We start from the raw sequence: 23,889 nt of genomic DNA, 5'->3' as shown, positions 1-23,889 counted from the left end.
GCGCGGCGGACAATCCTCTGCTTGCTTCAGCGCACGGGCTCGACGGTGGCGCCCAGGCGCTCCAGCAGCTCGCGGTACCAGGTGAAGGCGCGCTCGGCGTGGCCCTTCAACTCCTTCGTGCCCCACAGCAGCGTGAGGGTGCGGCGCGTGGTGCCGTCCGTCTTGGTGCGCTGCGCGTCCTTCACCGCGTTGGCGCACGGGCCCTGCGCGTCGAAGAGACACAGCAGGCCCTCCAGGTCGATGGTCTGCCCGGAGGCGTTGAAGACGTAGCGGTCGCCCTGGATGGCGGTGGAGACGCGGAACGGGGCCTGGGCCTTGTCCAGGTCCACCACGCTGATGGGCAGGCCGCTGTGCAGCGACACGGCGTTGCACGCGTCCACCGCGGCGTTGATGGTGCCCAGGGTGCCGTCGCCGGAGGCCCGCACCAGGTACTCGGACGCGGGCTTGCCCCGGCCCGTGGGCTTGTAGCCGCCGTGGCGGAGCAGGTCGCGCACGGCGCCCCGGACGGCGTCGTCACTCTGGAGGGGCGCGGTGGCGCCGGGCTTCAGCAGGGCCTGCAGCCAGTCGGGCGCGGGCAGGTCCCCCAGGGGAGCGGGGAAGGTGGAGGTGAAGGCGACGAGGTCGAGGAGGGGATGGGGGTCGACGGTCAGCACGGCTGCACTCTACGTCACGCGCTGATAGGGTAGGGATTGCTGCTTTTCCCTCCATCACGACCTGGAGCATGCGCATGCCCACGCTCATCCCGAAGCCCATCCGTGTGACGGCCGTGGGCAACAAGCCGAAGCTCATCGACGAGTACGTGGGCCGGGTGAACTCCAAGACGTCCAACATCAGCGTGGCCCACATGCGCAGCCCCGGCGGGTGGGAGGAGCCCGGCCAGACGCCCGAGTTCCGGGAGATCACCATGGTGCTCGCGGGCACGCTGCGGGTGGAGCACAAGGGCGGGGTGATGGACGTCCACGCCGGCCAGGCGGTGGTGTGCGAGCCCGGCGAGTGGGTCCGCTACAGCACCCCCGACGAGGAAGGCGCGGAGTACGTGGCCATCTGCACCCCGGCGTTCTCCCCGGGCACGGTGCACCGGGACGCCTGAGCCTCACGTTTCAAGCCGGGCGGAATCCCGGGCGGGGGCCTGCCTGCCCGGTTGCGTGGAAGGACCTGGGGCCGTTGGGGGTTCGGAAGCATCCCTCCGGCGGGCGGCTCGTGGCATAAGGGCGCGCCGCCTGATTCCCCGGGCCTTTTCGGTACGCACATGATCCGTCTCGACAACATCGGCAAGCAGCACGGTCAGCAGCTCCTCTTCGTGGAGGCGTCGGCCGCGCTCCACAAGGGCGAAAAGGTGGGCCTGGTGGGCCCGAACGGCGCGGGCAAGACGACGCTGTTCCGGATGATGACCGGCCAGGAGTACCCGGACGAGGGACAGGTCTCCATCGACCGGGGCGTCACCATTGGCTACTTCAGCCAGGACGTCGGTGAGATGAACGGCCGCAGCGCGGTGTCCGAGGTCATGGACGGCGCGGGCCCGGTGAGCACCGTGGCGGCGGAGATGAAGGCGCTGGAAGCCGCCATGGGGGACCCGGACCAGGCGGACAACATGGAGAAGCTCGTCGAGCGCTACGGCGTCGTGCAGGGCCGCTTCGAGGAGCTGGGCGGGTACGCGCTGGAGGGCCGCGCGCGCGAAATCCTCGCGGGCCTGGGCTTCAGCGAGGAGATGATGGACGGCGACGTGGGCAAGCTGTCCGGCGGTTGGAAGATGCGCGTGGCGCTGGCCCGCATCCTCCTGATGCGCCCGGACGCCATGTTCCTGGACGAGCCCTCCAACCACCTGGACATCGAATCGCTCATCTGGCTGGAGAGCTTCCTCAAGGGGTACGAGGGCGCGCTGCTGATGACGTCGCACGATCGCGAGTTCATGAACCGCATCGTGACGAAGGTGGTCGAAATCGACGGCGGTTCGCTGACGACGTACTCGGGCAACTACGACTTCTACGAGCAGCAGCGCGCGCAGAACGAGGCGCAGCAGCAGGCGCAGTACGAGCGCCAGCAGGCGATGCTCGCGAAGGAGATCAAGTTCATCGAGCGGTTCAAGGCCCGTGCGTCGCACGCGGCGCAGGTGCAGAGCCGGGTGAAGAAGCTGGAGAAGATTGAAAAGGTGGAGCCGCCCAAGCGCCGCTCCACGGTGCTCTTCGAGTTCCAGCCGCCGCCGCGTTCCGGTGACGACGTGGTGAACCTGAAGAACGTGAGCAAGGGTTACGGCAAGCGGACCATCTACGACGGCCTGGACTTCCTGGTGCGCCGCGCGGAGCGCTGGTGCGTGATGGGCGTGAACGGCGCGGGCAAGTCCACGTTGCTGAAGCTGGTGACGGGCACGACGCAGCCGGATGAAGGCACGGTGGCGCTGGGTGGCAGCGTGAAGATGGGCTACTTCGCGCAGCACGCCATGGACCTGCTGGACGGAGAGAAGACGGTCTTCGAGCAGTTGTCGGACGCGTTCCCGAGGGCGGGGCAGGGTTCGCTGAGGGCGCTGGCGGGCTGCTTCGGCTTCAGCGGCGACGAGGTGGAGAAGAAGTGCCGGGTGTTGTCGGGAGGAGAGAAGGCGCGTCTGGTGATGGCGCAGATGCTCTACGACCCGCCGAACTTCCTGGTGCTGGACGAGCCCACGAACCACCTGGACATGGGCACGAAGGAGATGCTGATCACGGCGCTGTCGCGCTACGAGGGCACGATGTTGTTCGTGTCCCACGACCGGCACTTCCTGGGAGCGCTGTCCAACCGCGTGCTGGAACTGACGCCGGACGGCATCCACAAGTACGGCGGCGGCTACACGGAGTACGTCGCGCGCACGGGCCAGGAAGCCCCGGGCCTGCGGAGCTGATGTACCGGGCGCCCAGGGCGTGGAGACGCTCTGGGCGTTTGTCTTTCAGTGGATTCCATTGCTGATGTCGAACTTCTCATGGGGAGAGAAGGACTTGATCGCCGTCAGGAGCATCCAGCCGGTTCCGCCGTCCACCGGGCTGGCTTGTCTGCAGCAGATGCGAATCGCTGAGTCACTGAGGGTCCAGTTCTCGCACTGCTTTCCTTCCACCTCACGATCGGTGGAGGTGGGAGAACCCAATGCAGAAACTACCTCATCGTGGAGGGCCTTGAACGCCGTTGCGCAGCGCGCTTCCCGGTGGAAGGCCGAGATCCTGAAGTTCTCAAGCTGCCCATTGGGGGAGAACCCGTAGGTCACCTTCCCCGGGTATCCGCCCAGTGTGGCGCCTTGTCCGAGCGCTTCCGCTTCGGCTCGTGTCATGCCCTGGCGGAGTCGAGCGAACAGGGATGCATCCGGTGCGGCTGGGCTCGCCGAGCTCATCCAAAACCATGCACCTGACCACATCAGCATGCAGTGCCAGGCCCATCGCCTGTCGGTCGTCAGCCGGCCAGGTCGCGGCGGTGCGTTGTCGGAGCTCATCGTGCCTCCCAGCCTATTCGAACAGCTTGCTCGCGAGTCGGGCTAGGCGCTGGGCCTTGCCCCGGTAGGGTGGGAAGAAGAGGTTCGTGAAGGCCGTACGGCCCTGCCGCACGACCGCGCGCTCGTGGCTGAAGGCCTTGAAGCCCGCTTCGCCGTGGTACGCGCCCAGGCCGCTCTGGCCCACGCCTCCGAATGGCAGGTGCGGGTTCACGTTGTGCAACACCACGTTGTTCACCACCGTGCCGCCCGCGCTCGTCTCCTTCAGCAGGCGCTCCACCGTGGCCTCTTCGTGGCTGAAGACATACAGGGCCAGCGGCTTGCCCCCCGCGCGCACCTGCGCCACCACTTCATCCAGGGACTCGAAGCGCAGCACCGGCAACAGCGGCCCGAAAATCTCTTCATCCATCACCGCGGACTCCGGCGTCACGTCCGCCAGCACCGTCGGCGCGATGTAGCGCGTCTCCGCGTGCACGCCGCCCCCCGCCACCACCCGCGCGCCTCCCGCCACGGATTCATCCAGCAGCCGGCACACGCGCTTGTACGCGCCGTCATCCACCATCCGGCAGAAGTCCGGCGTCGCCCGCCGCGCCTCCTCCGTCTTCCCGTAGAAGCGCTCCAGCGCGGACTTCATCCCGGACAGCAGCGCCTCCTCCTTCGACGCGTGCACCCAGACGTGGTCCGGCGCGATGCACGTCTGCCCCGCGTTCAGGAACTTGCCCCAGACAATCCGCTCCGCCGCCGCGTCCACGTCCGCTGACGCGTCCACGATGACCGGCGACTTGCCACCCAGCTCCAGCGTCACCCCCGCCAGGTGCCTCGCCGCCGCCTCCATCACCCTCCGCCCCACGCGCGGCCCGCCCGTGAAGAAGAAGTGGTCGAACGGCAGCCGCAGCAACGCCTCGCCCACCTCCGCGCCACCCTCCACCAGCGCCACCTCGTCCTGCGGAAACACGTCCCGCAGCAACTGCGCCAGGAAGCGCGCCGTGCCCGGCGTCTTCTCGCTCGGCTTGCACAGCACGGCGTTGCCCGCCGCCACCGCCGCCACCAGCGGCGACACCAGCAGGTGGAACGGGTAGTTCCACGGCGCCAGGATGAGCACCACGCCCCTGGGCTCCGGGTGCACCTCGCTCTTGGTTCCCGTGAGCAGCAGCGGCGCGCCCACCCTGCGCGGCTTCATCCACGCCTTCAGGTGCTTCTGCACGTGCGCCAGCTCCAGCAGCACGGGCAATATCTCCGTCGCCTCCACCTCCGCGGGCGGCTTGCGGAAGTCCTCGTGCAGCGCGTCCGCCAGCTCCTCACGCCGCTCCAGCAGCAGCGCCTTGAGCTTCTCCAGCCGCGCGAGGCGCTCCTTCGGCCCTGTCTTCGCCAGCTCCCAGCGGCGCGCCTGGAGGCGGTCGAACACCGCCTGCAGGTCTCCCGGGACCAGGGCCTCCTCCACTGACACCACGCGCATGCCGGTTCCTCTCTCCCAGCCCGGGACCTACTCCAGCATCCGGGTCGCCTTGGAAGCCCATTCCTGGGTCTTTCCCCGATACGGCGGGAAGAACACCGCGGCCAGCGACTTCATCCACTGGACCATCACGGCCCGCTCGTGGCTGAACGTCTTGAAGCCGTAGTGCCCGTGGTAGTTCCCCAGCCCGCTCATCCCCACCCCGCCAAACGGCAGGTTCGGGTTCGCCACGTGGATGAGCACGTTGTTCACCACCACCCCGCCGGACGTCGTGTGCTGGAGCACCTCCTCCACCACCTTCGAGTCCTGCGAGAACACGTACAGCGCCAGCGGCTTCCCGCCTTCGTTGATGTGCGCGTAGACCTCCTCGCGCCGCTCGTACGTCAGCACCGGCAACACCGGCCCGAAGATTTCGGCCTCCATGATGGGCATCTGCGTCGTCACCCCGGACAACACGGTGGGGGCCACGTACCGGGACGGCCCGTCCGCCGTGCCGCCCGCCTCCACCTTCGCCCCCGCGGCGACCGTGCGGTCGAGCACCTCCTTGAGCCGCCTCCACGCCGCCGGGTCCACCACCCGCGCGAAGTCCGGGCTGGCCTGCCGCTCGGCCTCCGTCGCGCCGTAGAAGCGCGTCAGCACCGCCTTGAACGCCTCCAGGAACGCCTGCTGCTTCGACGCCGGCACGTAGATGTAGTCCGGCGCCACGCACGTCTGGCCCGCGTTGACGAACTTGCCCCACGCCAGCGCCTCCGCCGCCGCCTTCAGGTTCGCGGACTCATCGATGATGACCGGCGACTTGCCGCCCAGCTCCAGCGTCACGCTGGACAGGAACTTCGTCGCCGCCGCCATCACCTTGCGGCCGATGTTCGGGTTGCCCGTGAAGAAGAAGTGGTCGAACGGGTGCTGGAGCAGCGCCTCCGCCACCTCCGCGCCGCCCTCGAACACCGCCACCTCGTTCTCCGGGTACACGTCCCGCACCAGCTTCGCCAGGAAGCGCGACGTGTGCGGCGTCTTCTCACTGGGCTTGAGCATCACCGCGTTGCCCGCGGCGATGGCCGCGATGAGCGGCGCCGCCAGCAACTGGAACGGGTAGTTCCACGGCGACAGGATGACCACCACGCCCTTCGCCTCGAAGCGCACGTGGCTGGACGCGCCCTTGAGCGTCAGCGGCGTCGCCACCCGCTTGGGCTTCATCCACGACTTCAGGTGCTTCACCGTGTGGTTCAGCTCCTCCAGCGTCGGGTGGATCTCCGTCAGCTCCACCTCCATCGCCGGCTTGCGGAAGTCCTGGTGGATGGCCTCCGCCAACTGCTCGCGCCGCGCGATGATGGCCTCGCGCAGCTTGCGCAGCCTCGCGATGCGCTCCGCTGGAGTGCTGCGCGACAGGTTCCAGCGGTTCGCGCGCTGCGACTCGAACACCGCGCGGATGCGGTCCACTTCGACCGAGGCCTGGGGAAGGAGGGACGCGACGGCTTCCAGCATGACAGGGCTCCGTTTCAGGAAATGCGCAAAGGGTCAGCGGGCCCCGAGCCCGCGAAGAAGGGTGGTGATGGCCGCCGTCAGCTCGGCGGTGAAGTCCACGCGCAGCGGCGCCATGTGCGGCAGCGTCAGCACCTCGCGCGCCACGGGCGCGATGTCCGCCATCTGCCGCAGGCCCGTCACCAGCGCGTGCACGTAGCGGATGAGCTGGCCCGCCGTCTCCGGCGTGAGGAAGGGCAGCCGCGCCTGGAGCAGCGCGGACGTCGTCCCCATGGACACGAGCACGCGCTCCTTGAAGGCCTGGGCCTGCGCCACCGTCACGTTCTGCTCCAGCACCGTCTGCGCCAGCGCCAGCAGCCGCGTGAAGGTCTCCTCGCCCTCCAGCGACCCGGCCACCGCGCGCGCCAACTGGTGGGCCGTCCACGTGCCGCCCTCCGCCAGGCACCCGTTCAGCTTCGCGAACCACGCGGTGAGCAGGTCGTCCAGGAGCGCCAGGAACAGCGCCTCCTTCGTCGGGAAGTAGAGGAACACCGTCCCCTTCGCCAGGCCCGTGCGCGCCGCGACGTCCGCCATCTTCACCTCGGCGAACGACGTGGCCTCGAACAGCGCGCGCGCCGCGTCCAGCAGCTCCCGCCGCCGCGCTTCCTTGTCCTCGTCCCGCCGCGCCCGCAGCGGCACGACCCGCTTCGCGGCCAGTGCTCCCGCCATGACCTGGAGTTAAATGACCGCCGGTCATCGGTCAAGCCGGTGTCCGGGGCTCCTTCCACCGCAGGACGTTCGCCAGGGGAGGGGGATGGAATCGTGTAATCCCGTGTGCGACGCTGGGTGACATGATGAGGCCCATCGACGCGGAGCTGCTGTCGGGGAGCGCGCTCTACCAGGAGGTGGTGCTGCGCAAGCTGGCCCACGCGCGCGAGTCGGTGTGGATGGCCACCGCCAACGTGAAGGCCATGTACGTGGAGCGCTCGAAGGGGGCGTTCGTGCCGCTCCTGGAGGTGCTGGACGGGCTGGCCGCGCGGGGCGTGGCGCTGCGGCTGTTGCACGCGGAGCTGCCCAGCCGGCCGTTCCGGGCCGCGTTCGACGCGCGCTCCCGGCTGGTGAAGGGCGGGCTGGAACTGAAGGTGTGCCCGCGCGTCCACTTCAAGGCGGTGGTGGTGGACGGCGCCTGGGTCTACCTGGGGAGTGCCAACCTCACCGGCGCGGGACTGGGCGCCAAGGGCGATGATGTCCGCAACTTCGAGCTGGGTTTCGTGACGGAGGACTTCGACACCATCGACCGGACCACCGCCCTCTTCGAGGCCGTGTGGAGTGGCGCCGAGTGCCGGGGGTGCCGGCTCCGCGCGGTGTGTCCTGACCCCATCTTGCCCTCCGGCGGCGGACAGGCGAAGAAACGGGGACGGGACGCGGTGCGTTTGGGGAAGTCCCGCCGGCTGCGACGTCCACGGGAGGACTCGACATGACGCTGTACCTCGCGCCGCGCAACGCGCCCGGGCGGACCGGTCCGGGGTGACGCCTCCAACCTCCAGCGCGTGGGATGACGCGAACGCGGATGTCCGGGCCCGCCGGCGGGTCCGGCGGCGCACGTATTGGTGGTGCGCGCTGCTCATCCTGCTGGGCTCGCTGGCGCACCCGCTGGTGCTGGGCGGCTTCCGCGCGGACTTCCTCGCGGTGCACTGGGTCTGGGCCGCGGCGTTCCTCGCGCTGGGGACCCTGGTGGGCGCGGGGTGGCTGCGCCCGCCCTTCAGCGGCATCGCGGCGGGCACCGTCAGCCTGTCGGCGCTCACCGTGTGCATCCAGCTCACCGGGGGCCCGGAGAGCCCGCTGTTCCCGTCGTTCTACACGGTGCCCCTCTTCGTCGCCGTCTTCATCCCCGGGCAGCGGCTGCCGGTGTGGTCCGCCATCGGCGGCACGCTGGTGGCGGTGGTGCTGATGATGTGGCTGGCGCACGTGCCGTCCACGGCGTTCGTCAGCCAGTGCTTCAGCCTCCTCTTCGTGTTCGCGGTGTCCGCGCACGGCGCGGAGACCTTCCGCAAGCTGCGCGCGGCCGAGCGCAGCGCGCACCTGGAGCGCGTGGAGGCCCTGCGCCAGTTGGCGGAGAGCGAGTCGCGCCGCGCGCGCGTGGAGCGCCAGCGCGCGGACGTGGAGCGGCTGGTGGTGGTGGGGCAGTTGGCCGCGGGCGTGGCCCACGAGGTGAACAACCCGCTCGCGTACGTGAAGTCGAACCTGCACTACCTCCAGGAGGAATGGGCGCACGGCGCGCCCGACGACCTGGAGGACGTGCGGCGCGTGCTGGAGGAGACGCAGCAGGGCGTGCTGCGCATCCATCAAATCGTCACCGACCTCCGCCAGTTCTCCCGCGAGGCCCCCGACGAGCAGGAGTCCTGTGACGTCGCGCAGGCGCTGGCCGAGGCCCAGCGGCTGGCCTCGGTGCGCCTGCGCAGCCTGGGCGTGGTGGAGCGCGACGTGGCGCAGGGGCTGTCCCCCGCGCGCGTCACGGCCCGCCACCTGGTGCAGGTGCTGGTGAACCTGCTGCTCAACGCCGCGGACGCGCTGGAGGCTGCCCGCTCCAGCAAGCCCGCGCACGTGACGCTGCGCGCGCGCATGGAGGACGGCCGCGTGCGGGTGGAGGTGGAGGACAACGGGCCGGGCATCCCCGAGGCCGCGCTGCCGCGCCTCTTCGAGCCCTTCTTCACCACGAAGCCGCCCGGCAAGGGCACCGGCCTGGGCCTGGCGCTCTGCCGCGACTACGTGGCGCGCGCGGGCGGCACCCTGGACGCGGAGAACCGCGCCGAAGGCGGTGCGCGCTTCATCCTCCGGCTGCCCGTCGCCGGAGCCGCCTCCCCCCCTGTGCACCGCGAAGCGCCGGCGCCCGTGGACGCGAACGCGGAGCCCGCGGCCGAGTAGCCCCTTCCGTCAGCGCTCCAGCCCGCGCCTCATCGCTCCAGCGCGTGCGCCACCTGCCCCAACAGCCGCAGGCGCGGGGAGTCCAGCTTGCGCACGGTGCGCATCAGCCGCCGCACCTCCGGACGCTCGCGGTACTCCGGCGGATCCTCCGCGAGCTGCGGCGCGCCGTCCTCCGTCACCGCCGCCGTCGCGCTCAACCCGAGCAGCACGTCCGACGAGCAGCTCAGCACGAGGCACAGCTTCCGCAATGTCCGCACGCTGGGCAGCATGTGCCCGCGCTCCAAACGGCCGTACACCTCGGTGGCGATGCCGACGCGCTCGGCGACATCGGCCTGCGTCAGCTCCAGCCGCTGCCGGGCCACTCGCACCGCGTTTCCAATGAGGGTTGCCAGTCGCTGTTCCATGGCGTGCAAAACCTGTCGAAAGAGGAGCTTCTCCCCCCGCTTTTCAGACGGAGAGGTACCGGGGAGAAGTCGCTGCCTTGCGTGACCTCGTGAGACACAGATTACGAGTGGGGTCTGACATCCCCGGGCGTGCGGACAGGGCCCGCAAACCCTCGACAATCCGCCGTTTCCGCCGTTCCCGCGCGCGCGTCTGGCAAGGCTTCCCGGGTGTTTTTTCGCGCGTGACACGCGCGCCGAACCGGGGTGGTAGGCGCTCGCGCCTCCGCCCCTCCCAAGACGTCACGGGAAGGCCGTGAGGGGTCGCCCGACGTGCCAGGTTGCTTCGTGCGCTTCGCGACGGCCGCGAGGGTCCGGGCAGACCGCGCGCTTCCGGCGACAGGTGCCGGAAGCGGGGCTCGATGCCCGGGGGGCTTCAGCGCTGCTTCAGGACTCGGACGGCAGCGCGGCGCGGGCTTCGGAGTACTCGCGCACCATGCGCTCGACGACGGTGGCGGCGGGCAGCACGTCCTTCACGAAGGCCACGCCCTGGCCCGCGCTCCAGGTGTCCTTCCACGCCTTGCCCTGGCCCGCGCGGAAGCGCTCCAGCGCGCTCTTGATGAAGTTGCCGTGCACGCCGGTGACTTCCTTCGTGTACTCCAGGTCCTCGGGCCCCGAGTCCACCAGCGCCTGCTTGTAGTCGGGCGCGGCGCCGGCCTCCTCCGTGGCCAGGAAGCGCGTGCCCACGTACGCGCCATCCATTCCCAGCGCGAGCGTGGCGGCCAGGTGGCGCCCCGTGGACAGCGCGCCCGCGAGCACCACCGGCACGCCCAGCTCCGCCTTCAGCCACGGGCCCAGCACCAGGGGGCTCAGGTTTCCCGCGTGGCCGCCCGCGCCGCTGCCCACCGCGACGAGCGCGTCCACGCCGGCCTTCACGGCCTTCTCCGCGTGGCGCAGCGAAATCACGTCGCTCCACACCTTGCCGCCGTACGCGTGCACGCGCTCCACGATGGGCGTGGGGTCGCCCAGGCTGGTGATGACCAGCGGCACCTTCCGCTCCACCGTCGCGGCCACGTCCTCCTCCAGGCGCTCGGCCCACTTGAGGATGAGGTTCACGCCGAAGGGCACGTCCTGGGGGAACGTGTTCAGGAAGTCCCGGTACGCCTGCGCGGTGCGGTAGTTGAGCGACGGCACCGCCCCGATGGCGCCCGCGCGGCCGGCGGCCTCCAGGAGCGCCGCGTTGGACACCAGGAACATGGGGGCGGCGATGATGGGATAGCGGATGCCCAACATCCGGGTCACTTCGGTGTCGATGCGCGTCGGGGCCATGCGCCGCATTGGAGCATGCGTGCACGCGAGCGCGAGGCCGAAAAATCGGCCCGGGCGGCGTTGTCAATCATGGCGTGCCCCGGCGGGGGAAAACCCCTGGTGTTTCCGTGGTTTACGTAGCACGTAGGGCTGACATAAGGTGCCCGCCCCGGCGGCGAGCCGGGATACCGGGGAGTCCCTTCGGTGAAGCGAACCGGGGAGCGCCGCCGAGCGCCTTCGCGGGGAGGCCAGAGCCAGTCGTGAGTGACGAGCGTCCGGACGCGCTGCTCAAGAGCGCACTCGAAAAGATCGTCTACTTCGAGGCCCGTGCGCAGCAGTTGCATGGCGAGCTGGCGTCCACGCGCGACGAGCTTTCGCACCTCAAGGAGGACCTGGCGGCGGGGCACCAGCGGGAGCTGGACCTGCGCCGGGAGGTGGCCTCGCTGGAGGTGAAGAGCGCCCGCGCGCAGGCCGAGCGCGAGGAGCTGTCCCGGCTCAACCACGCGCTGCGGCTGGAGCGCGACCAGTTGATGGCGAAGCTGCTGGACGCGAGCCGGATCCACTCCTCCGGGCAGGCGCGCGCGGTGGCCGAGGACGACGCCGACGAGCTGGGGTTCGACCTGGCGTCGTTCATCTCGCAGTTGCGCAGCGAGGTCATCCTGCGCGGGGACGTGCCGGCGGTGCGCACGCCGTACAGCGGGCCCGCGGTGCCGCTGAAGGCCTCCGAGCCGAGCGTGCCGTGGACGGAGCGTCCCGCGCCGGCCATTCCGCCCCGGGCTTCGGCGGTGGCGGCGGATTCAGGGCTGTCGCCGGTGGCGCGCGAGGCGCAGCGGCTGCAGAGCGAGGGCCGGCTGCGGGTGAGCGCGGAGCAGATGGCGGAGCTGTCCGGGCACTCGGGCAGCACCACGGACGAGACGCTGTTCGGGTTCTCCGTGCGGGAATTGTCGGCGGCGGACGCGGCGGCGCGGGTGCGGGCGGCGGAGCGGCTGAAGGCGCTGGCGCATCCGGCGGCGGCGCCCGCGTTGGCGGCGGCGCTGCACGCGGAGACGGACGCGACGGCGCAGGTGGCGCTGGTGCAGGCGTTCGCGGGGCTGTGCCGGGAGGAGGGCGCGTCGGTGGTGTCGCCGCTCCTGTCGTCGCCGGTGCCGGAGGTGCGCATCGCGGCGTTGAAGGCGCTGCTGGTGTTGGCGCCGAAGGACGCGGCGCCGCACCTGGCGCAGGCGATGAAGGATTCGGACCGGTCGGTGCGCCGGCGCGCGTCGCTCCTGGCCCTGGGGTTGGAGGGGGAGACGGCGCGGCGGCTGGGCGAGGACGCCATCCACGACACGGATCCGGAGGTCCGCGCGCTGGCGGCGCTGGCGCTGGGCGCGGGCCGGGGTGAGAACGCCCGGACGCTGCTCCTGGGCGCGCTGGACGACGGTGAGGCGCGCGTGCGCAAGGCGGCGGCGCAGAGCCTGTCGCGCATCCTGGGCCACGACGTGTCCGCGGTGGTCGCGCTGGATGATGCGCACCGGCGCCGGGAGATCCGCCGGCTGGCGACGCTGCCCGTGAAGCCCGTGCGCGCGACGCTGGAAGTGAAGCCCGCGCCCGTGGCCGCGGAGGTGGCGCAGCCCACGGCGGTGCAGGCCGCGCAGCCAGTGGCAGCGAGTGCCGCGCAGCCCGTCGCGATGAACGGTGCGCAGCCGGTGGCTCAGTTGCAGACGGTGGCCGCGATGGGCGCTCCGGCCTCCGCGCCGCAGGCCCTCCCTTCGATTCCCGATCACACCGCCGTGCCGGTGTCGCTCGCGGACGTCGCCGCGAACAGCTCGCAGTGGACCGCGACTCCGATGGCCGCCCCCGCGCTCGCGGTCGCCACCGTGGGCGCGGCCCGCTCCGCACCGGCCGTGATGCACGGCGCGGCTCCTGTGCCTGCCCGGGTCTCGAACGGTGGGCCGGTGTCCTTTGCTTCGGGTCCCGTCGCGCCGCCGTCCCGCCCGGTGGCCCCCGCCGCGCCCGCGCAGCCCGCCGTGCGGCGGACGCCGGTGCAGGCCGCGCTGGTCGCCATGGGCGCGCCTCCTCCCGCCCGGGCCCCCGCGCCTTCCGCCGCGCCTCCGGTTCCTCCCAAGCGCGGCCCGTCTCCCGTGGAGGCGCTGTGTGGGGCGATGTTGCAGGAGGTGCGGGTCGCGGTCCGGGGACGCTCGCTCGCCGAGCTGACGTCCGGGCTGTCCGCTCCCGCGGAGCTGGCCCAGGAGGCTGTTGCCCTGCTGGTGGCCCGAGGGGCCATCGTGCGAAGGGGGCACAAATACTTCGCCGCTTGAGGCAAGGTGGGACTCGCCCAGGCCTCACACGTCATCCGAAGGGTCGTTCATGGAAGCGCCGACGTACAGCTCGAAGCAGGTAGCCGAGATGCTCGGCGTGACTCCGAAGTCCATCCCCGCGGAGCTGCGCAAGGACGCCTACGGCCCGGAAGACGTGTGGGAGCTGCGCACGACGCTCAACAAGTTCCCGCCCACCGCGGGCCTGCGCAAACAGCTCTTCCTCAACTTCAAGGGCGGCACCGGCAAGACGTCCCTCTCCACGTCCTACGCATGGCGCCTGGCGGAGCTGGGCTACGCGGTCCTCCTCATCGACCTGGACAGCCAGGGCCACGCCACCAAGTGCCTGGGCTACGAGGGCGAGGACTTCGAGAAGACGCTCCTGGACGTGCTGGTGCGCAAGACGCCGCTCGCGCAGGTGGTGCAGAAGTCCACCCTGCCCAACCTGGACTTCATCCCGTCCAACCTGAGCATGTCCACGGTGGACCTGGCGCTGATGCCCATGGCCGGCCGTGAGTTCAAGCTGCGCAACGCGCTCAAGGACGTGGAGGCGCAGTACGACTTCATCGTCTTCGACGCGCCGCCGTCCTTCGGCCTGCTCAACCTCAACGCGCTGATGGCCGCGAACGACCTGTTCGTGCCGGTGCTCGCGGACTTCCTGTCCTTCCACGGCCTCAAGCTGCTGTTCGAAACGGTGCAGAGCCTGGAGGAGGACCTGAACCACGTGCTGGACCACGTGTTCATCGTGGTGAACTCCTTCAACGCGACGTTCAAGCTGGCGAAGGAGGCGCTGGAGGCGCTCCAGACGCACTACCCCGAGTACCTGCTGCCCACCATCATCCGGCAGTGCACCAAGTTCGCGCAGGCCTCCAGCGAGGGCCGCCCGGTGTTCGTGGCGGACCCCACGTCCAAGGGCGCCAACGACATCCAGGCCATGCTGGACAACGTGCTGCCGCGCCTGGTGGCCGCGCACGCCGCGGCGGTGAAGGCCGGCACCGCGACGAAAGCCGGCTGAGATTTCCCCATGAAGAAAGCCTTCGAACAGAACGTGTCCCGCGCGAAGCCGCGCCTCCGCCTGGGGGCGCTGACGGGTGCCCTCGACCCGGCCGACCCCACGGGGACCGCCGCCGCCACGCCGGAGCCCGCCGCGCCGGAAGCGCCCGCGCCCGTCGCGGAGTCGCCGGACCTGTCCTCCGAGGTGCGCTCGCGCATCGAGCGCCGCGCCGGCCCGCGTCCCACCGCCGCCGAGGCGATGGAGGCCGCGCTGAACGCCCCGCCCCGGCACGCCGCGCCGCCCCCCGCCGCGCACGGGCTGCCGGCGGTGACGGCGCCGTCGTTCTCGCCGGTGTCCCACGCGCTGTCCGCGCTGGTGTCCCCGGAGGCCGCGCGCGTGGAGGAGGAGGCGCCGCCCGCGCCCTGGCTGGACGCTGAAGCGCAGGAGACCGCGGCGGATTGGAACGTGGCGCAGGCGCCCGCGCCCGAGGAGTCCGTCTGGGACGCGGAAGCCGTGCCGCCGGTGTCGCACCGCGAGGTGGCGGAGGCCGTGGCCGCGTCCGCGTGGAACGTGTCCGTCGCGCAGCAGCGGGAGTCCGTGGTCGAGGCCTTCGGCCGGGAGCCCCTGGGCGCCGAGCCGACGCCCACGCACGTGGAGTCGCCCCCGCCCGCCGCCGCGCGCTGGGATTCGCTGACGGCGCGTCCGGAGGCCGCGACGCACGTGGACGCGACGCGCGTGGCGCCCCTGGCCCACGCCGGGACGCACACGGAAGCCGCCGCGCCGGTCACGTTCGCGTCTCCGCCCCCGGCGATGGCGCAGGCGGAGGCCCCCCGGGGGATGCCGGCCACCTTCGCGGGCCCGCCTCCCGGAGTACAGTTCGATGGACGGATGGGCGTTCAGGCCCTCCGCATGCCTTCCGAGGCCGAGCCCATGACGACGTACGCTGCCGTCCAGGCCTCCACCGTCACCACCACCGAGACGGTGGCCCGACAGGAAGCCGCGCCCGCCCCCGTCGAGGTGCAGACGCCCGCGCCTCCCCGCGAGGACGACTCCGAGTCCCGCCGGGAGAAGCTCAAGGCCCGCCTCAAGGCCGTGCGCGAGAACCCGCGCCCGGAGCCGCTGCCCGCCACCGTCGCGGAGGCCGGCCAGCGCGCCGTGGAGCGCATCACCCACCTCCAGGCGGAGCTCACCAAGCTCAAGGCGCTCAACCTCACGCTCACCCAGGACCTCGAGGTCGCCCGCCGTCAGGCGGAGAAGGCCACCGAGGAGGCCCGCCTGCGCATGGACGAGGCCCGCCGCCTGTCCGCGGAGATGGAGGGCCGCGTGAAGCTGCTCGCCGACCTGGAGCGCGAGCTGGCCTCCCTGGAAGGCGAGCGCGATGAGGCGCTCCTGTCCCTCCAGGAGTCCCGCCAGGCCCTCCAGGCCGCCGCGAAGGAGCATGAGGCGCTGGAGCAGGTCGTGACCAAGGGCAAGCAGGCCCTGGCCGACAGCCTGGCCGAAGAGGAGCGCCTCGCCGTGGAGCTGGAGGGCGCCAAGGACGAGTCCGCCTCCCTGCGCCGCGCCGTGGAGACGCTCCAGGGCGAGCGCGACGTGCTGGCCCAGCAGGTCGCGTCCCTCACCGCCGAGCGCGCCGAGCTGCTGGAGGCGCGCAAGGCCCTGGAGTCCGTGCACCGCGCCCTGAGCCAGGCCACGGTGCGCTGAAGGGCCCTCCCGCCTACTTCGCGTCCTTCGCCACGCCCGTGGCCTTCTTCACGGGCCCCACGACGGCGAAGGCCGCGGGCAGCGCCGGCCGGTGGAGCGACGCGACGTCCACCCGCGCGAGCGGATCCTCGGTGTTCCGCCGCGCCTGGAGCAGGTCGGCGATGCGCTCCTGGCGCTCCTCCTTCCTCGGGTGGTTCGCCAGGATTCCGCCGCCCCCGGTCGTCTGGCCGAGCAGCCGCGAGTACGCCTCCGGGTCGTAGCCCGCGGACAGCAGCAGCTCCACCGCGAGCGCGTCCGCCGCCAGCTCCTCGTCCCGGCGGTGGCCCTTGCCGGCCAGCTCCACGGTGCCTTCGACCATCTTCCCCATCAGCCCCGTGTCCGAGTCCAGGTCCAGCCGTCCGTCCGCACGGCTCGCGCCCACGACCTTCGAGGCCACCGTCGACACCACGGCGCCCGCCACCGCGGCGCCCTTGCACGTGCTCACCTTCACGTCGACGTACTGGTGCAGCGCGTGCTTGAGCACGACGTGGGCAATCTCATGCGCCAGCACGCCCGCGAGCTGCGCCTCGTCGTCCACGCCCTGGAGCAGCCGGCGCGTGACGAACACATAGCCACCGGGCGCGGACAGGGCGTTGAAGCTGTCCGCGTCCTTGAGCACGCCGAACGTCCAGCCCAGCTCCGGCCGCGGGGACTGCATCGCCAGGTTGCGGCCCACCGTGTTGACGTAGGTGCTCAGCTTCTCCTCCGCCGCGCCGGACAGCATCAGCCCGCCGCCCTGGCGCGCCCAGTGGATGGCCAGCGCGCTGCCCAGCGCGTACTCCTCCTGGATGGCCGGCTCCACCTTCAGCTTGTCGCAGGACTGCACCTTCTCCGCCGCGGCCGCCACCCGGTTCGCGTCCTCCCCCAGGTTCGCGGCCTTCAGTCCCTTGGCCATCTGGGCGCAGGACGTGAGGCACAGCCCCAGGCCCGCGGCCACCAGCATCCCCATGCGCGAGCGCATCACTTCACCGCCTTCTTCGCCTGGGGACCCAGCTTCGTGTGGGGCGCCACCACCGGGAACAGCCCGGCCTGCTTCACGTGCGCGTCGATCTCCACGGGCGTGACCTTGAGGGCCAGGCCCTCCAGCTTCTTGAGCTGGGTCACCGCGTCCGCGTAGCCGCCGCCCTTCTCCTTGCCGTACTTCTCCGCGCCCGGGCTCAGCGCCTTCACCGCCGCGCCGCTGGACACGAAGGCGGCGGGGTCGATGCCGCGCGCCTTGCCGTCCTTGGCGACCAGCTCCATGTCGGGCGGCTTCGTGGACAGGTTCGTCTGGAACACGTAGCCGGCCTTGCCTCCGGGCTCCGTCACCTGGTGCCACTGCGCGTTCTTCGGGTCCGCGCCCCTCCACGTCACCTGCTGCCCGGGCTGGAGCACGGCCACCACGTCCGCCGTGGGCACCGCGCTCTTGAGCACGCGCGTGTTGCGCGCCTTCACGTAGAGCTTCTCGTCCTTCTTCACCGCCCACGCGGCCGTCGCCGGCAGCCCCAGCGCCAGCAGCACGACGCCCCAGGTCCATCGTCTCATCGTCATCCTCCCCACCCTGATACGCCGTCACTTCTCCAGATTCGCGACGCCATCGAACTTCTCCGGAGGTGACGCCAGGTATTCGCGGCAGCGCTCCAGCAGCTTCGCCGTGGGCCCGTCCTCCGGCGACCGGGCGGCCTCCGCCTCCAGCACCGCCGCGGCCTCCGCGAAGCGCGCCTCGCGGTACAGCCCCAGGGCCTCGTGGTAGCGCGCCACCGTGTGCCGCGTGGACGCATCCCACTGGCCCTTGAGCGCGAGCAGCTCGTACACCGTGACGGCCTCCGTCTTGCCCGCCACCCGCACCCGGTCCAGCTCGCGCACCTCGATGTGCTCCTTCGCCAGCTCGTACGTGCGCGGGCCAATCATGATGACCGACCCGTAGGCCTTGTTCGCGCCCTCCAGGCGCGCGGCCAGGTTCATGCCGTCGCCAATGGCCGTGTAGCTGAAGAGTTGGTCACTGCCGAAGTTGCCCACGAAGTTCACCGCGCTGTTCACGCCGATGCGCGTGTACACGTCCGGGAACCCCTTCTCGCGGAAGTCCACGCGCAGCGCGTCCACCGCCGCCTTCGCCGCCAGGGCGCCCCGGCACGCGCGCACGGCGTGGTCCTGCTGGGCCATGGGCGCGCCGAACAGGCACACCACCGCGTCGCCGATGTACTTGTCCAGGCACCCGCCCTCGCGCAGGAGCGCCCCGCTCACCGCCGTGAGGTACGTGTTGAGGATGCGCACCAACTGGCGCGGGTCCTCCTTGAAGCGCTCGCTGAAGGTGGAGAAGCCGCGGATGTCGCTGAAGAACGCGGTGATCTCCTTGTTCTCCCCGTCCAGGCGCGGCAGTTGCCGCGAGCGGATCATCTGCTCCACCAGCTTCGGCTCCATGAAGCGGTGGAACGCCTGCCGGATGAACTGAGTCTCGCGGTTCGCCACCAGGTGGTTGAACGCCAGCGCCGCCACGCTCGCGCCCACGCCCGCCAGCGCGGGCATCGCCATCCGCACGTGCGTGTGCGCTGACTTCAGCAGCAGGCCCGTGAGCACGTGCAGCCCCAGCACCAGCGCCACCGGCCAGGCCACCTCCAGCGGCGTCCAGCGCGCCGTCATCAGCAGCACCGCGGACACCAGCGCCACGAGGAACGTCAGGCCCAGGTCCACGGCCAGGGGCGCGCGGGTGATGAACGTCCCCGCCAGCAGCGTGTCCACCACCGTGGCCTGCTTCACCAGCCCGGGCTGCGTGGCGGAGAAGGGCGTGGCCTTGATGTCGTTGAGGCCCACCGCCGTGCCGCCAATGACGACGACCTTGTCCCGGAAGAGGGCCGCGGGCAGCTCCGGCGCTTCCCCCCTGGAGCGGTGGATCCAGTCGTTCAGCACGGCGAAGAGGGTCACCATCTCGAAGCGCTCGGGCAGCGAGCCGCCGTAGTCCAGCGCGGCGCTGCCATCCGCGTCCACGGACCACGTGCGCTCGCCCAGGCGGAGCGTGCGGCCGGAGAGCGTGACCTCCTTCGCGCCCAGCAGGTCCGCCACCATGCGCACCGGCAGCGTCACGTAGGGGTTGATGCCGTCCGTGTACGCGAAGGACGTGCGGCGCATGGAGCCGTCCCCGTCCGCCTCCGTGTCCACCAACCCGAACCCGCTCACCGCGCCCACCAGCGCGGGTGTCGGAGGCACCGGGTGGTGCCCTCGCGGGAGCGCCGGCAGCGCCCCACGTGTCTGGCTCGCCGGGAAGGCCAGCGCCCGAGCCAGGGCCTCGCGCGTCAGCACGGGGGTGGCGGGGGCCGGCGCGTCCTCGAACGCCTCGGGGAAGGACTCGTCCCCGGGAGGGCTGGCGGCGGGAGCGGACTCGGGAGCCATCAGCGGCACGGAGGCCTGGAAGTCCGCGCGCGCCAGCGGCTTCGCGGAGGCGCTGCTCACCATGCCCACGTAGAAGGGGAGGCCGGTCTCCCGCAGCACCTGCGCGAAGCCCAGGTCGGCGGACGCGTCGGCCGTCCGCTCATCCATCACCGCGTCGAACAGCACGGCCCGGGCTCCCGCGGCCTTCAGCTCCTGCGCGACGCGCGCCCACAGCGTGCGCGTATACGGCCAGTTGCCGAAGTTGAGCTGGAGCTGCGCGTCCTGGCTGATTTCATCGAGGGTGCTCTGGTCGATGGCCACCACGACCACCTGCTGGGACTTCTCCCGGCCGCCGGTGAACCGGACCAGGGCCTCGTCGTAGGCGACGTGCTCCGTGCCTTCGAGGCCCCGCTCGCACGCCCACGCGGCGAGTGTGGCCACCAGCGCGATCCCCAGCATCACGCGTCCGTGATGGCGCCAGCGCTCCTGGAGCAACTTCCACGTCTCACCCGTCACGGCCCCTCCCCACGAGGTCGACGTCGCGACGCTACTCCGGGACCCGGCCCCCCGGCACGTGCGGGGCGTGACGGAAGTGGACCTTCATCCAGGAGGATCCCGAGAAACCCGCGCGCCCATGGACTCCGCGGCCGTCCCCGCGCAGCCCTGAGGATGGGCAGGCAGGCGGGCGGACATGGCAGGCCGTTGTGCGAGGACACAGCTTGTGGGCTCGCACGACGGCTTCGTCACGTCCGGGAGGAACGACATGCAGCTCAGCGAGCTGGGAGGCTCCGAGGGCCTGGAACACAACGCCACGCTCAACCGTGAATCGCTGGTGGCGCTGGGCGCCTTCGGCGCGCTCACGGCGGGCGCGGTCTACCTCGGCGCGCGCAGCACCCGCGAGGCCGTGGAGAGCCGCTGGTACAAGCACCTGGAGAAGCCGCCCTTCCAGCCGCCACGGCAGCTCTTCGGGCCGGTGTGGACGGCGCTCTACGGGCTCATCGCCGTCTCCGGCTGGCGCATCTGGGGCTCACCGGCGGGCGCCGAGCGCTCGCGCGCGCTGGGCCTGTGGTTCGTGCAACTGGGGCTCAACGCCGCGTGGTCGCACCTGTTCTTCCGCAAGCGCCAGCTCAAGGCCGCGGCGGTGGACAACTGGGCGCTGCTGGGCAGCATCGCGGCGTACACCGCCGCCGCCAGCCGCGTGGACCGCAAGGCGCCGTGGCTGATGGCCCCGTACCTGGGCTGGGTGTCCTTCGCCAACGTGCTGTCGACCGACATCGCCCGGCGCAATGCCTGACGCCGGGCGCTGCCTCCTCGCGCGCTAGTTGCGCAGGCGCGAGGGCGGGGCCGCGTTGAAGGCCAGCACGGCGGCGAAGTAGCGCGCCTGGTTCTCCGAGGTGCAGCGCACCTCCTGGATGCGTCCGCCGACCTTCACCCGGACCACCCACCCCTCGTTGTCCTGGCTGATGGGGGACTCGCTCGTCATCGTCATGTTCTCCATGGATCTGCTCCCTCCCGTGCGCCCGGGTAGAGCAGGGGGCGTGCCAGGGCGGGGAAGCGTGGGATTCCAGCCCTTTGCATGGAGCCTTTGTCGGGGGCGGAGAGGCGGGGGTGAAGTTCTTTCAGGCGGGGGCGGCCGGGGCTTCAGTGAAGGTGGCGATCCGGCCACACCTGCGGGAGGGCGGGCTGCACGGAGGCGAGCGTCGGCAGGGCGACGTAGAAGGTGGACCCCCGTCCCGGGACGCTCTCCACCCAGATGCGGCCGCCGTGGCGCTCCACGATGTCGCGGCTGATGTAGAGGCCCAGGCCCAGCCCGCCGTAGGAGCGGGTGGAGGCGTTGCGCGCGCGGAAGTAGCGGTCGAAGAGCTGCTGCTGCTGGTCCTCCGGGATGCCGATGCCCGGGTCCGTCACGGACAGCACCGCGACGTCGTCCGTCAGGGACAGCCGCACGCGGATGGTGCCGCCGTCCGGGCTGTACTTGAGCGCGTTCTCCAGCAGGTTGGAGACGACCTGCTCCAGCCGGAACGTGTCGCCGTGGACGGAGATGGGCTCCCGGGGGTGCTCGAACTCGAAGGTGTGGTTGCCCTTCTGTCCTTCCATGCCGGCGAGCGTGTGCTCCACCAGCAGGTCGAAGCGGGTGGACTCCGGGTGCAGGGCCAGCCGGCCGGCCTCGATGCGGGACGCGTCCAGCAGGTCGTTGATGAGGCCGGTGAGGCGCGTGAGCTGGTGGCGTGCGTGGCGCAGCACGCCGGGGTCCAGGTTCTCGCCGCGCTCCAGGCGGCGCTCCAGCGTGGCCAGGCGCAGGCTCAGGGGCGTCAGCGGCGTCTTCAGCTCGTGGCTCGCGATGGAGAGGAAGTCGTCGCGCACGCGGATGGCCTCCTGGGCCTCGCGGTACAGGCGCGCGCGCTCCTCCTCCGCGCGGCGGCGCTCGGTGATGTCCTCGATGAGGACGCCCAACCCCAGCACGCGGCCGTCGGGGGTGCGCACGGGGTAGATGTTGCTGCGGAACCAGCGCCGGGGGCCGGGGGCGCCCAGGTCCGTGTCGGAGAGGGTCTCCTGGTCTACCTGGGGCTCGCCGGTGCGCAGCACGGCCCGGGGCCCCTGCTCCGCGAGGGCGCCGGGCTCCCCGAGCAGCTCCGGCAGCGTGTGGCCCAGGTGGGCCTCCGCCGGGAGGCCGTTGATGCGCGCGAGCGTTTCGTTGACGCGCACGTAGCGCAGGTCCGTGTCCAGGAATCCGATGCCCACCGGCGCGCTGCGGACCAGCAGGTCCAGCCGGGCCAGGTTCTCCTCGCGATCGGCCTCCACGCGGCGGCGCTCGGTGATGTCCTCCACGATGCCGACGCCGCCCTCCACGGTGCCGTCCTCGGCGTAGCAGGGGGCGAAGCGCACGCGCACGGGCGTCACCTTGCCGGTGGTGAGCGCGCGGTAGTTGCCTTCGTAGTCGCAGGGGCGGCCCGCCAGCGACTCGCGCACGCAGGCCTTGATGCGCTCGTCGCGCAGCGTGAGCAGGTTCAGGCCCACCAGGTTGCGCTTCGACGTGCCGATGAGGTCGCAGAAGCGCTCGTTGCACGCGGTGACGACCGGGGTGAGGTCGAAGTGGAAGATGCCCAGGGGGGCGTTCTCCACGAGCAGCCGGTAGAGCCGGTCCGCCGTCTCCTGGTGCACGGCCACGCCGGGGCTGCCGGCCACGTGCTCCACCGGCTCCTCCAGCGAGTCGATGACCTCGTGCAGCCGGCGCAGCGTGAAGACGATGCGCTCATGCCCGTCCGGGCCGGTGGCGCCCACGGTGACCTCCACCTGAAGCTCCACGCCGTCGCGCCGCCGGGCGAAGACGCGCGTGGGCCGCCCGCCGAGCGCCTTGCGGCGTGACAGCAGGTAGCGCGGCAGGCTGAGGCCGTGGAAGTGGTGCAGGCGGGGCGGGAAGAGGTCGGTGACGGGCCTGCCCAGGAGCTGCTCGCGGTCCCAGCCCAGCAGCCGCTCCGTCGCCGCGTTGACGTGCAGGATGCGCTCATCCGGGCCGCACGCGATGAAGGGGTCCACCGCTGCGTCCAAGATGGTCTCCAGCTCCCGTGCGGCTCCTCCGGCCATGCCTCGCTCCTGGTGGAAACCGGCACGCGTCGTTCCTCCGCGTGGCGGCCCTGCCGGGCGGTGGGGGCTCCCCGGCGTTGGCGGGCGCGCGGCTTGGCGCCCGTGCGCGTTCCCTTTGCCTACAGGTACACACTGCGGGCCGGAGCGGCCCGGTGAAGCCGGAGGGCCGGGCGCTGACAGCCCCCCTGGAGGCCGGGCGGGCGGGCGGATACAGGAGGGAGCATGCGCGAACCCCGAACCGTCGCCGTGCTGCTCGCCGTGTCATTGCTGGGGATGGCCTGTGCGGGCACCCGGGGCGCGCCACCGGCGGCGCCCAGCCCGCTCGTCTACAAGAGCGAGGCGGTGGGCGCTCCGAAGCCCGAGGCGCTGCTCGTCGCCCTGCACTTCTCCGGCTCCACGCCCGCGTTCTGGGACGAACCCATCCAATCGCTGGGCATCCCGGTGCGCACGCTGCTGCCCCAGGGCCCCAGGCCCCGCCGTGACGGCTTCACGTGGTTCCAGGCCGACCACGAGCAGAAGACGTGGGAGGGGAAGACGGAGGACGTGGAGCGCATGGCGGAGCGGCTCGCGGCGTTGATCCGCGAGGTCCGCGCGGCGCATCCGGAGCTCCGCCGCGTCGTGGTGACGGGGTTCTCCTACGGAGGAGACCTGGCGTGGATGCTGGCCATCCGGCACCCGGAGCTGGTGGACGCGGCGGTGCCCATGGGGACACGGCTGCCAGGCGACCCGGCGCGGGGGCTGCCCGCGTCGCGGAGGGTGTGGGTGCTCCAGGGAGAGCAGGACGCCATCATCCCCGTGGAGCACACGCGTGAGCGGGTCGCGGAGCTGAAGGGCCGGGGCATCCCCATCGACGTGCGGACCTATAAGGACCTGGGCCACGACGTGTCGCCCGCGTTGCTCGAGGACTGGCGCGCGCTCCTGCGCCAGTCGTTGCAGGGACAGACCGACTGAAGCCGCGG

General features: G+C 71.5%; 21 protein-coding genes. 9 read left to right on the top strand and 12 right to left on the bottom strand.

The window, feature by feature from the left end; all coding sequences use genetic code 11:
- Window positions 1-26: 26 nt before the first annotated feature.
- Window positions 27-653, bottom strand: coding sequence for a phenylalanine--tRNA ligase beta subunit-related protein (locus tag K8612_RS27590; RefSeq protein WP_223764476.1), 627 nt, complete (start codon window positions 651-653; stop codon window positions 27-29).
- Window positions 654-727: 74 nt separating this feature from the next.
- On the opposite strand from K8612_RS27590, the gene K8612_RS27585 reads away from it, so the two are divergent.
- Window positions 728-1,090 carry a cupin domain-containing protein gene (locus K8612_RS27585; protein ID WP_223739454.1) on the top strand — a complete coding sequence of 121 codons (363 nt, stop codon included), beginning with the start codon at window positions 728-730 and terminating at the stop codon, window positions 1,088-1,090.
- A 159-nt stretch (window positions 1,091-1,249) separates the two neighbouring features.
- Window positions 1,250-2,872 carry an ABC-F family ATP-binding cassette domain-containing protein gene (locus K8612_RS27580; protein WP_223764475.1) on the top strand — a complete coding sequence of 541 codons (1,623 nt, stop codon included), beginning with the start codon at window positions 1,250-1,252 and terminating at the stop codon, window positions 2,870-2,872.
- A 45-nt stretch (window positions 2,873-2,917) separates the two neighbouring features.
- On the opposite strand, the gene K8612_RS27575 is transcribed toward K8612_RS27580, so the two are convergent.
- The 4 genes from K8612_RS27575 to K8612_RS27560 are packed head-to-tail and all read right to left on the bottom strand — an operon-like array spanning window position 2,918 to window position 7,088.
- Entirely contained in the window at window positions 2,918-3,451 is a 534-nt protein-coding gene (locus K8612_RS27575) for a hypothetical protein (protein ID WP_223764474.1), read from the bottom strand.
- Between the two features lie 13 nt (window positions 3,452-3,464).
- The gene (locus tag K8612_RS27570) at window positions 3,465-4,904 is read right to left on the bottom strand and encodes an aldehyde dehydrogenase family protein (protein ID WP_223764473.1); all 1,440 of its coding nucleotides are present in this window, start codon (window positions 4,902-4,904) and stop codon (window positions 3,465-3,467) included.
- Between the two features lie 27 nt (window positions 4,905-4,931).
- Window positions 4,932-6,383, bottom strand: coding sequence for an aldehyde dehydrogenase family protein (locus K8612_RS27565; RefSeq protein ID WP_223764472.1), 1,452 nt, complete (start codon window positions 6,381-6,383; stop codon window positions 4,932-4,934).
- Window positions 6,384-6,416: 33 nt separating this feature from the next.
- A complete protein-coding gene (locus tag K8612_RS27560) occupies window positions 6,417-7,088 on the bottom strand; it encodes a TetR/AcrR family transcriptional regulator (protein ID WP_223764471.1) in 672 nt (223 codons plus the stop codon).
- A 125-nt stretch (window positions 7,089-7,213) separates the two neighbouring features.
- Between K8612_RS27560 and K8612_RS27555 the strand changes: the two genes are divergently transcribed.
- Together K8612_RS27555 and K8612_RS27550 are read left to right on the top strand one after the other, a co-directional pair.
- Window positions 7,214-7,840: a phospholipase D-like domain-containing protein gene (locus tag K8612_RS27555; RefSeq protein WP_043322562.1), complete on the top strand. Its 627-nt coding sequence runs from the start codon at window positions 7,214-7,216 to the stop codon at window positions 7,838-7,840.
- Between the two features lie 46 nt (window positions 7,841-7,886).
- Window positions 7,887-9,284 carry a HAMP domain-containing sensor histidine kinase gene (locus tag K8612_RS27550; protein WP_223739448.1) on the top strand — a complete coding sequence of 466 codons (1,398 nt, stop codon included), beginning with the start codon at window positions 7,887-7,889 and terminating at the stop codon, window positions 9,282-9,284.
- A 29-nt stretch (window positions 9,285-9,313) separates the two neighbouring features.
- Here the strand turns inward: K8612_RS27550 and K8612_RS27545 are convergent, their stop codons facing one another.
- Window positions 9,314-9,688, bottom strand: a complete 375-nt coding sequence (locus K8612_RS27545) for a helix-turn-helix transcriptional regulator (RefSeq protein ID WP_014393392.1) — start codon at window positions 9,686-9,688, stop codon at window positions 9,314-9,316.
- 423 nt (window positions 9,689-10,111) lie between these two features.
- Entirely contained in the window at window positions 10,112-10,993 is an 882-nt protein-coding gene (locus K8612_RS27540) for a nitronate monooxygenase family protein (protein ID WP_223764470.1), read from the bottom strand.
- A gap of 239 nt (window positions 10,994-11,232) precedes the next feature.
- Here K8612_RS27540 and K8612_RS27535 point away from each other — a divergent pair, with 239 nt between their 5' ends.
- The 3 genes from K8612_RS27535 to K8612_RS39370 are packed head-to-tail and all read left to right on the top strand — an operon-like array spanning window position 11,233 to window position 15,961.
- Window positions 11,233-13,269, top strand: coding sequence for a HEAT repeat domain-containing protein (locus tag K8612_RS27535; RefSeq protein ID WP_223764469.1), 2,037 nt, complete (start codon window positions 11,233-11,235; stop codon window positions 13,267-13,269).
- A gap of 49 nt (window positions 13,270-13,318) precedes the next feature.
- A complete protein-coding gene (locus K8612_RS27530; RefSeq protein WP_014393395.1) occupies window positions 13,319-14,281 on the top strand; it encodes a ParA family protein in 963 nt (320 codons plus the stop codon).
- A gap of 9 nt (window positions 14,282-14,290) precedes the next feature.
- Entirely contained in the window at window positions 14,291-15,961 is a 1,671-nt protein-coding gene (locus tag K8612_RS39370) for an extensin-like protein (RefSeq protein ID WP_306799731.1), read from the top strand.
- Window positions 15,962-15,974: 13 nt separating this feature from the next.
- Here K8612_RS39370 and K8612_RS27520 read toward each other — a convergent pair whose 3' ends face one another.
- Genes K8612_RS27520 through K8612_RS27510 form a run of 3 tightly spaced genes read right to left on the bottom strand, consistent with a single transcriptional unit; the run spans window position 15,975 to window position 19,861 of the window.
- Complete coding sequence (locus tag K8612_RS27520) at window positions 15,975-16,961, bottom strand: M48 family metallopeptidase (RefSeq protein ID WP_306799730.1); 987 nt, start codon at window positions 16,959-16,961, stop codon at window positions 15,975-15,977.
- The gene (locus tag K8612_RS27515; RefSeq protein WP_223739443.1) at window positions 16,961-17,524 is read right to left on the bottom strand and encodes an SH3 domain-containing protein; all 564 of its coding nucleotides are present in this window, start codon (window positions 17,522-17,524) and stop codon (window positions 16,961-16,963) included. The genes K8612_RS27520 and K8612_RS27515 overlap by 1 nt, the downstream gene beginning before the upstream one ends.
- A gap of 27 nt (window positions 17,525-17,551) precedes the next feature.
- Window positions 17,552-19,861 carry an adenylate/guanylate cyclase domain-containing protein gene (locus K8612_RS27510; protein WP_223764468.1) on the bottom strand — a complete coding sequence of 770 codons (2,310 nt, stop codon included), beginning with the start codon at window positions 19,859-19,861 and terminating at the stop codon, window positions 17,552-17,554.
- A 175-nt stretch (window positions 19,862-20,036) separates the two neighbouring features.
- On the opposite strand from K8612_RS27510, the gene K8612_RS27505 reads away from it, so the two are divergent.
- Window positions 20,037-20,639 carry a TspO/MBR family protein gene (locus K8612_RS27505; RefSeq protein ID WP_306799729.1) on the top strand — a complete coding sequence of 201 codons (603 nt, stop codon included), beginning with the start codon at window positions 20,037-20,039 and terminating at the stop codon, window positions 20,637-20,639.
- 24 nt (window positions 20,640-20,663) lie between these two features.
- Here the strand turns inward: K8612_RS27505 and K8612_RS27500 are convergent, their stop codons facing one another.
- Window positions 20,664-20,843, bottom strand: a complete 180-nt coding sequence (locus K8612_RS27500; protein ID WP_223739441.1) for a hypothetical protein — start codon at window positions 20,841-20,843, stop codon at window positions 20,664-20,666.
- Between the two features lie 143 nt (window positions 20,844-20,986).
- A complete protein-coding gene (locus K8612_RS27495; RefSeq protein ID WP_223764467.1) occupies window positions 20,987-22,930 on the bottom strand; it encodes a PAS domain S-box protein in 1,944 nt (647 codons plus the stop codon).
- 222 nt (window positions 22,931-23,152) lie between these two features.
- Here K8612_RS27495 and K8612_RS27490 point away from each other — a divergent pair, with 222 nt between their 5' ends.
- A complete protein-coding gene (locus tag K8612_RS27490) occupies window positions 23,153-23,881 on the top strand; it encodes an alpha/beta hydrolase (protein ID WP_223764466.1) in 729 nt (242 codons plus the stop codon).
- Window positions 23,882-23,889 lie beyond the last annotated feature (8 nt).

Origin of the sequence: Corallococcus sp. AS-1-6 (assembly GCF_020037015.1) — a bacterium.
Lineage (GTDB): Bacteria > Myxococcota > Myxococcia > Myxococcales > Myxococcaceae > Corallococcus.
This window is presented reverse-complemented; position numbering and strand designations above follow the sequence as displayed.

Bases quoted from the DNA above. Each gene is read 5' to 3' on its own strand.
- K8612_RS27560 (WP_223764471.1), bottom strand. From the start codon at position 7,088: ATGGCGGGAGCACTGGCCGCGAAGCGGGTCGTGCCGCTGCGGGCGCGG.
- K8612_RS27505 (WP_306799729.1), top strand. From the start codon at position 20,037: ATGGCAGGCCGTTGTGCGAGGACACAGCTTGTGGGCTCGCACGACGGC.
- K8612_RS27565 (WP_223764472.1), bottom strand. From the start codon at position 6,383: ATGCTGGAAGCCGTCGCGTCCCTCCTTCCCCAGGCCTCGGTCGAAGTG.
- K8612_RS27555 (WP_043322562.1), top strand. From the start codon at position 7,214: ATGAGGCCCATCGACGCGGAGCTGCTGTCGGGGAGCGCGCTCTACCAG.
- K8612_RS27585 (WP_223739454.1), top strand. From the start codon at position 728: ATGCCCACGCTCATCCCGAAGCCCATCCGTGTGACGGCCGTGGGCAAC.
- K8612_RS27495 (WP_223764467.1), bottom strand. From the start codon at position 22,930: ATGGCCGGAGGAGCCGCACGGGAGCTGGAGACCATCTTGGACGCAGCG.
- K8612_RS27500 (WP_223739441.1), bottom strand. From the start codon at position 20,843: ATGGAGAACATGACGATGACGAGCGAGTCCCCCATCAGCCAGGACAAC.
- K8612_RS27575 (WP_223764474.1), bottom strand. From the start codon at position 3,451: ATGAGCTCCGACAACGCACCGCCGCGACCTGGCCGGCTGACGACCGAC.
- K8612_RS27490 (WP_223764466.1), top strand. From the start codon at position 23,153: ATGCGCGAACCCCGAACCGTCGCCGTGCTGCTCGCCGTGTCATTGCTG.
- K8612_RS27515 (WP_223739443.1), bottom strand. From the start codon at position 17,524: ATGAGACGATGGACCTGGGGCGTCGTGCTGCTGGCGCTGGGGCTGCCG.
- K8612_RS27540 (WP_223764470.1), bottom strand. From the start codon at position 10,993: ATGGCCCCGACGCGCATCGACACCGAAGTGACCCGGATGTTGGGCATC.
- K8612_RS27520 (WP_306799730.1), bottom strand. From the start codon at position 16,961: ATGCGCTCGCGCATGGGGATGCTGGTGGCCGCGGGCCTGGGGCTGTGC.
- K8612_RS27545 (WP_014393392.1), bottom strand. From the start codon at position 9,688: ATGGAACAGCGACTGGCAACCCTCATTGGAAACGCGGTGCGAGTGGCC.
- K8612_RS39370 (WP_306799731.1), top strand. From the start codon at position 14,291: ATGAAGAAAGCCTTCGAACAGAACGTGTCCCGCGCGAAGCCGCGCCTC.
- K8612_RS27530 (WP_014393395.1), top strand. From the start codon at position 13,319: ATGGAAGCGCCGACGTACAGCTCGAAGCAGGTAGCCGAGATGCTCGGC.
- K8612_RS27580 (WP_223764475.1), top strand. From the start codon at position 1,250: ATGATCCGTCTCGACAACATCGGCAAGCAGCACGGTCAGCAGCTCCTC.
- K8612_RS27570 (WP_223764473.1), bottom strand. From the start codon at position 4,904: ATGCGCGTGGTGTCAGTGGAGGAGGCCCTGGTCCCGGGAGACCTGCAG.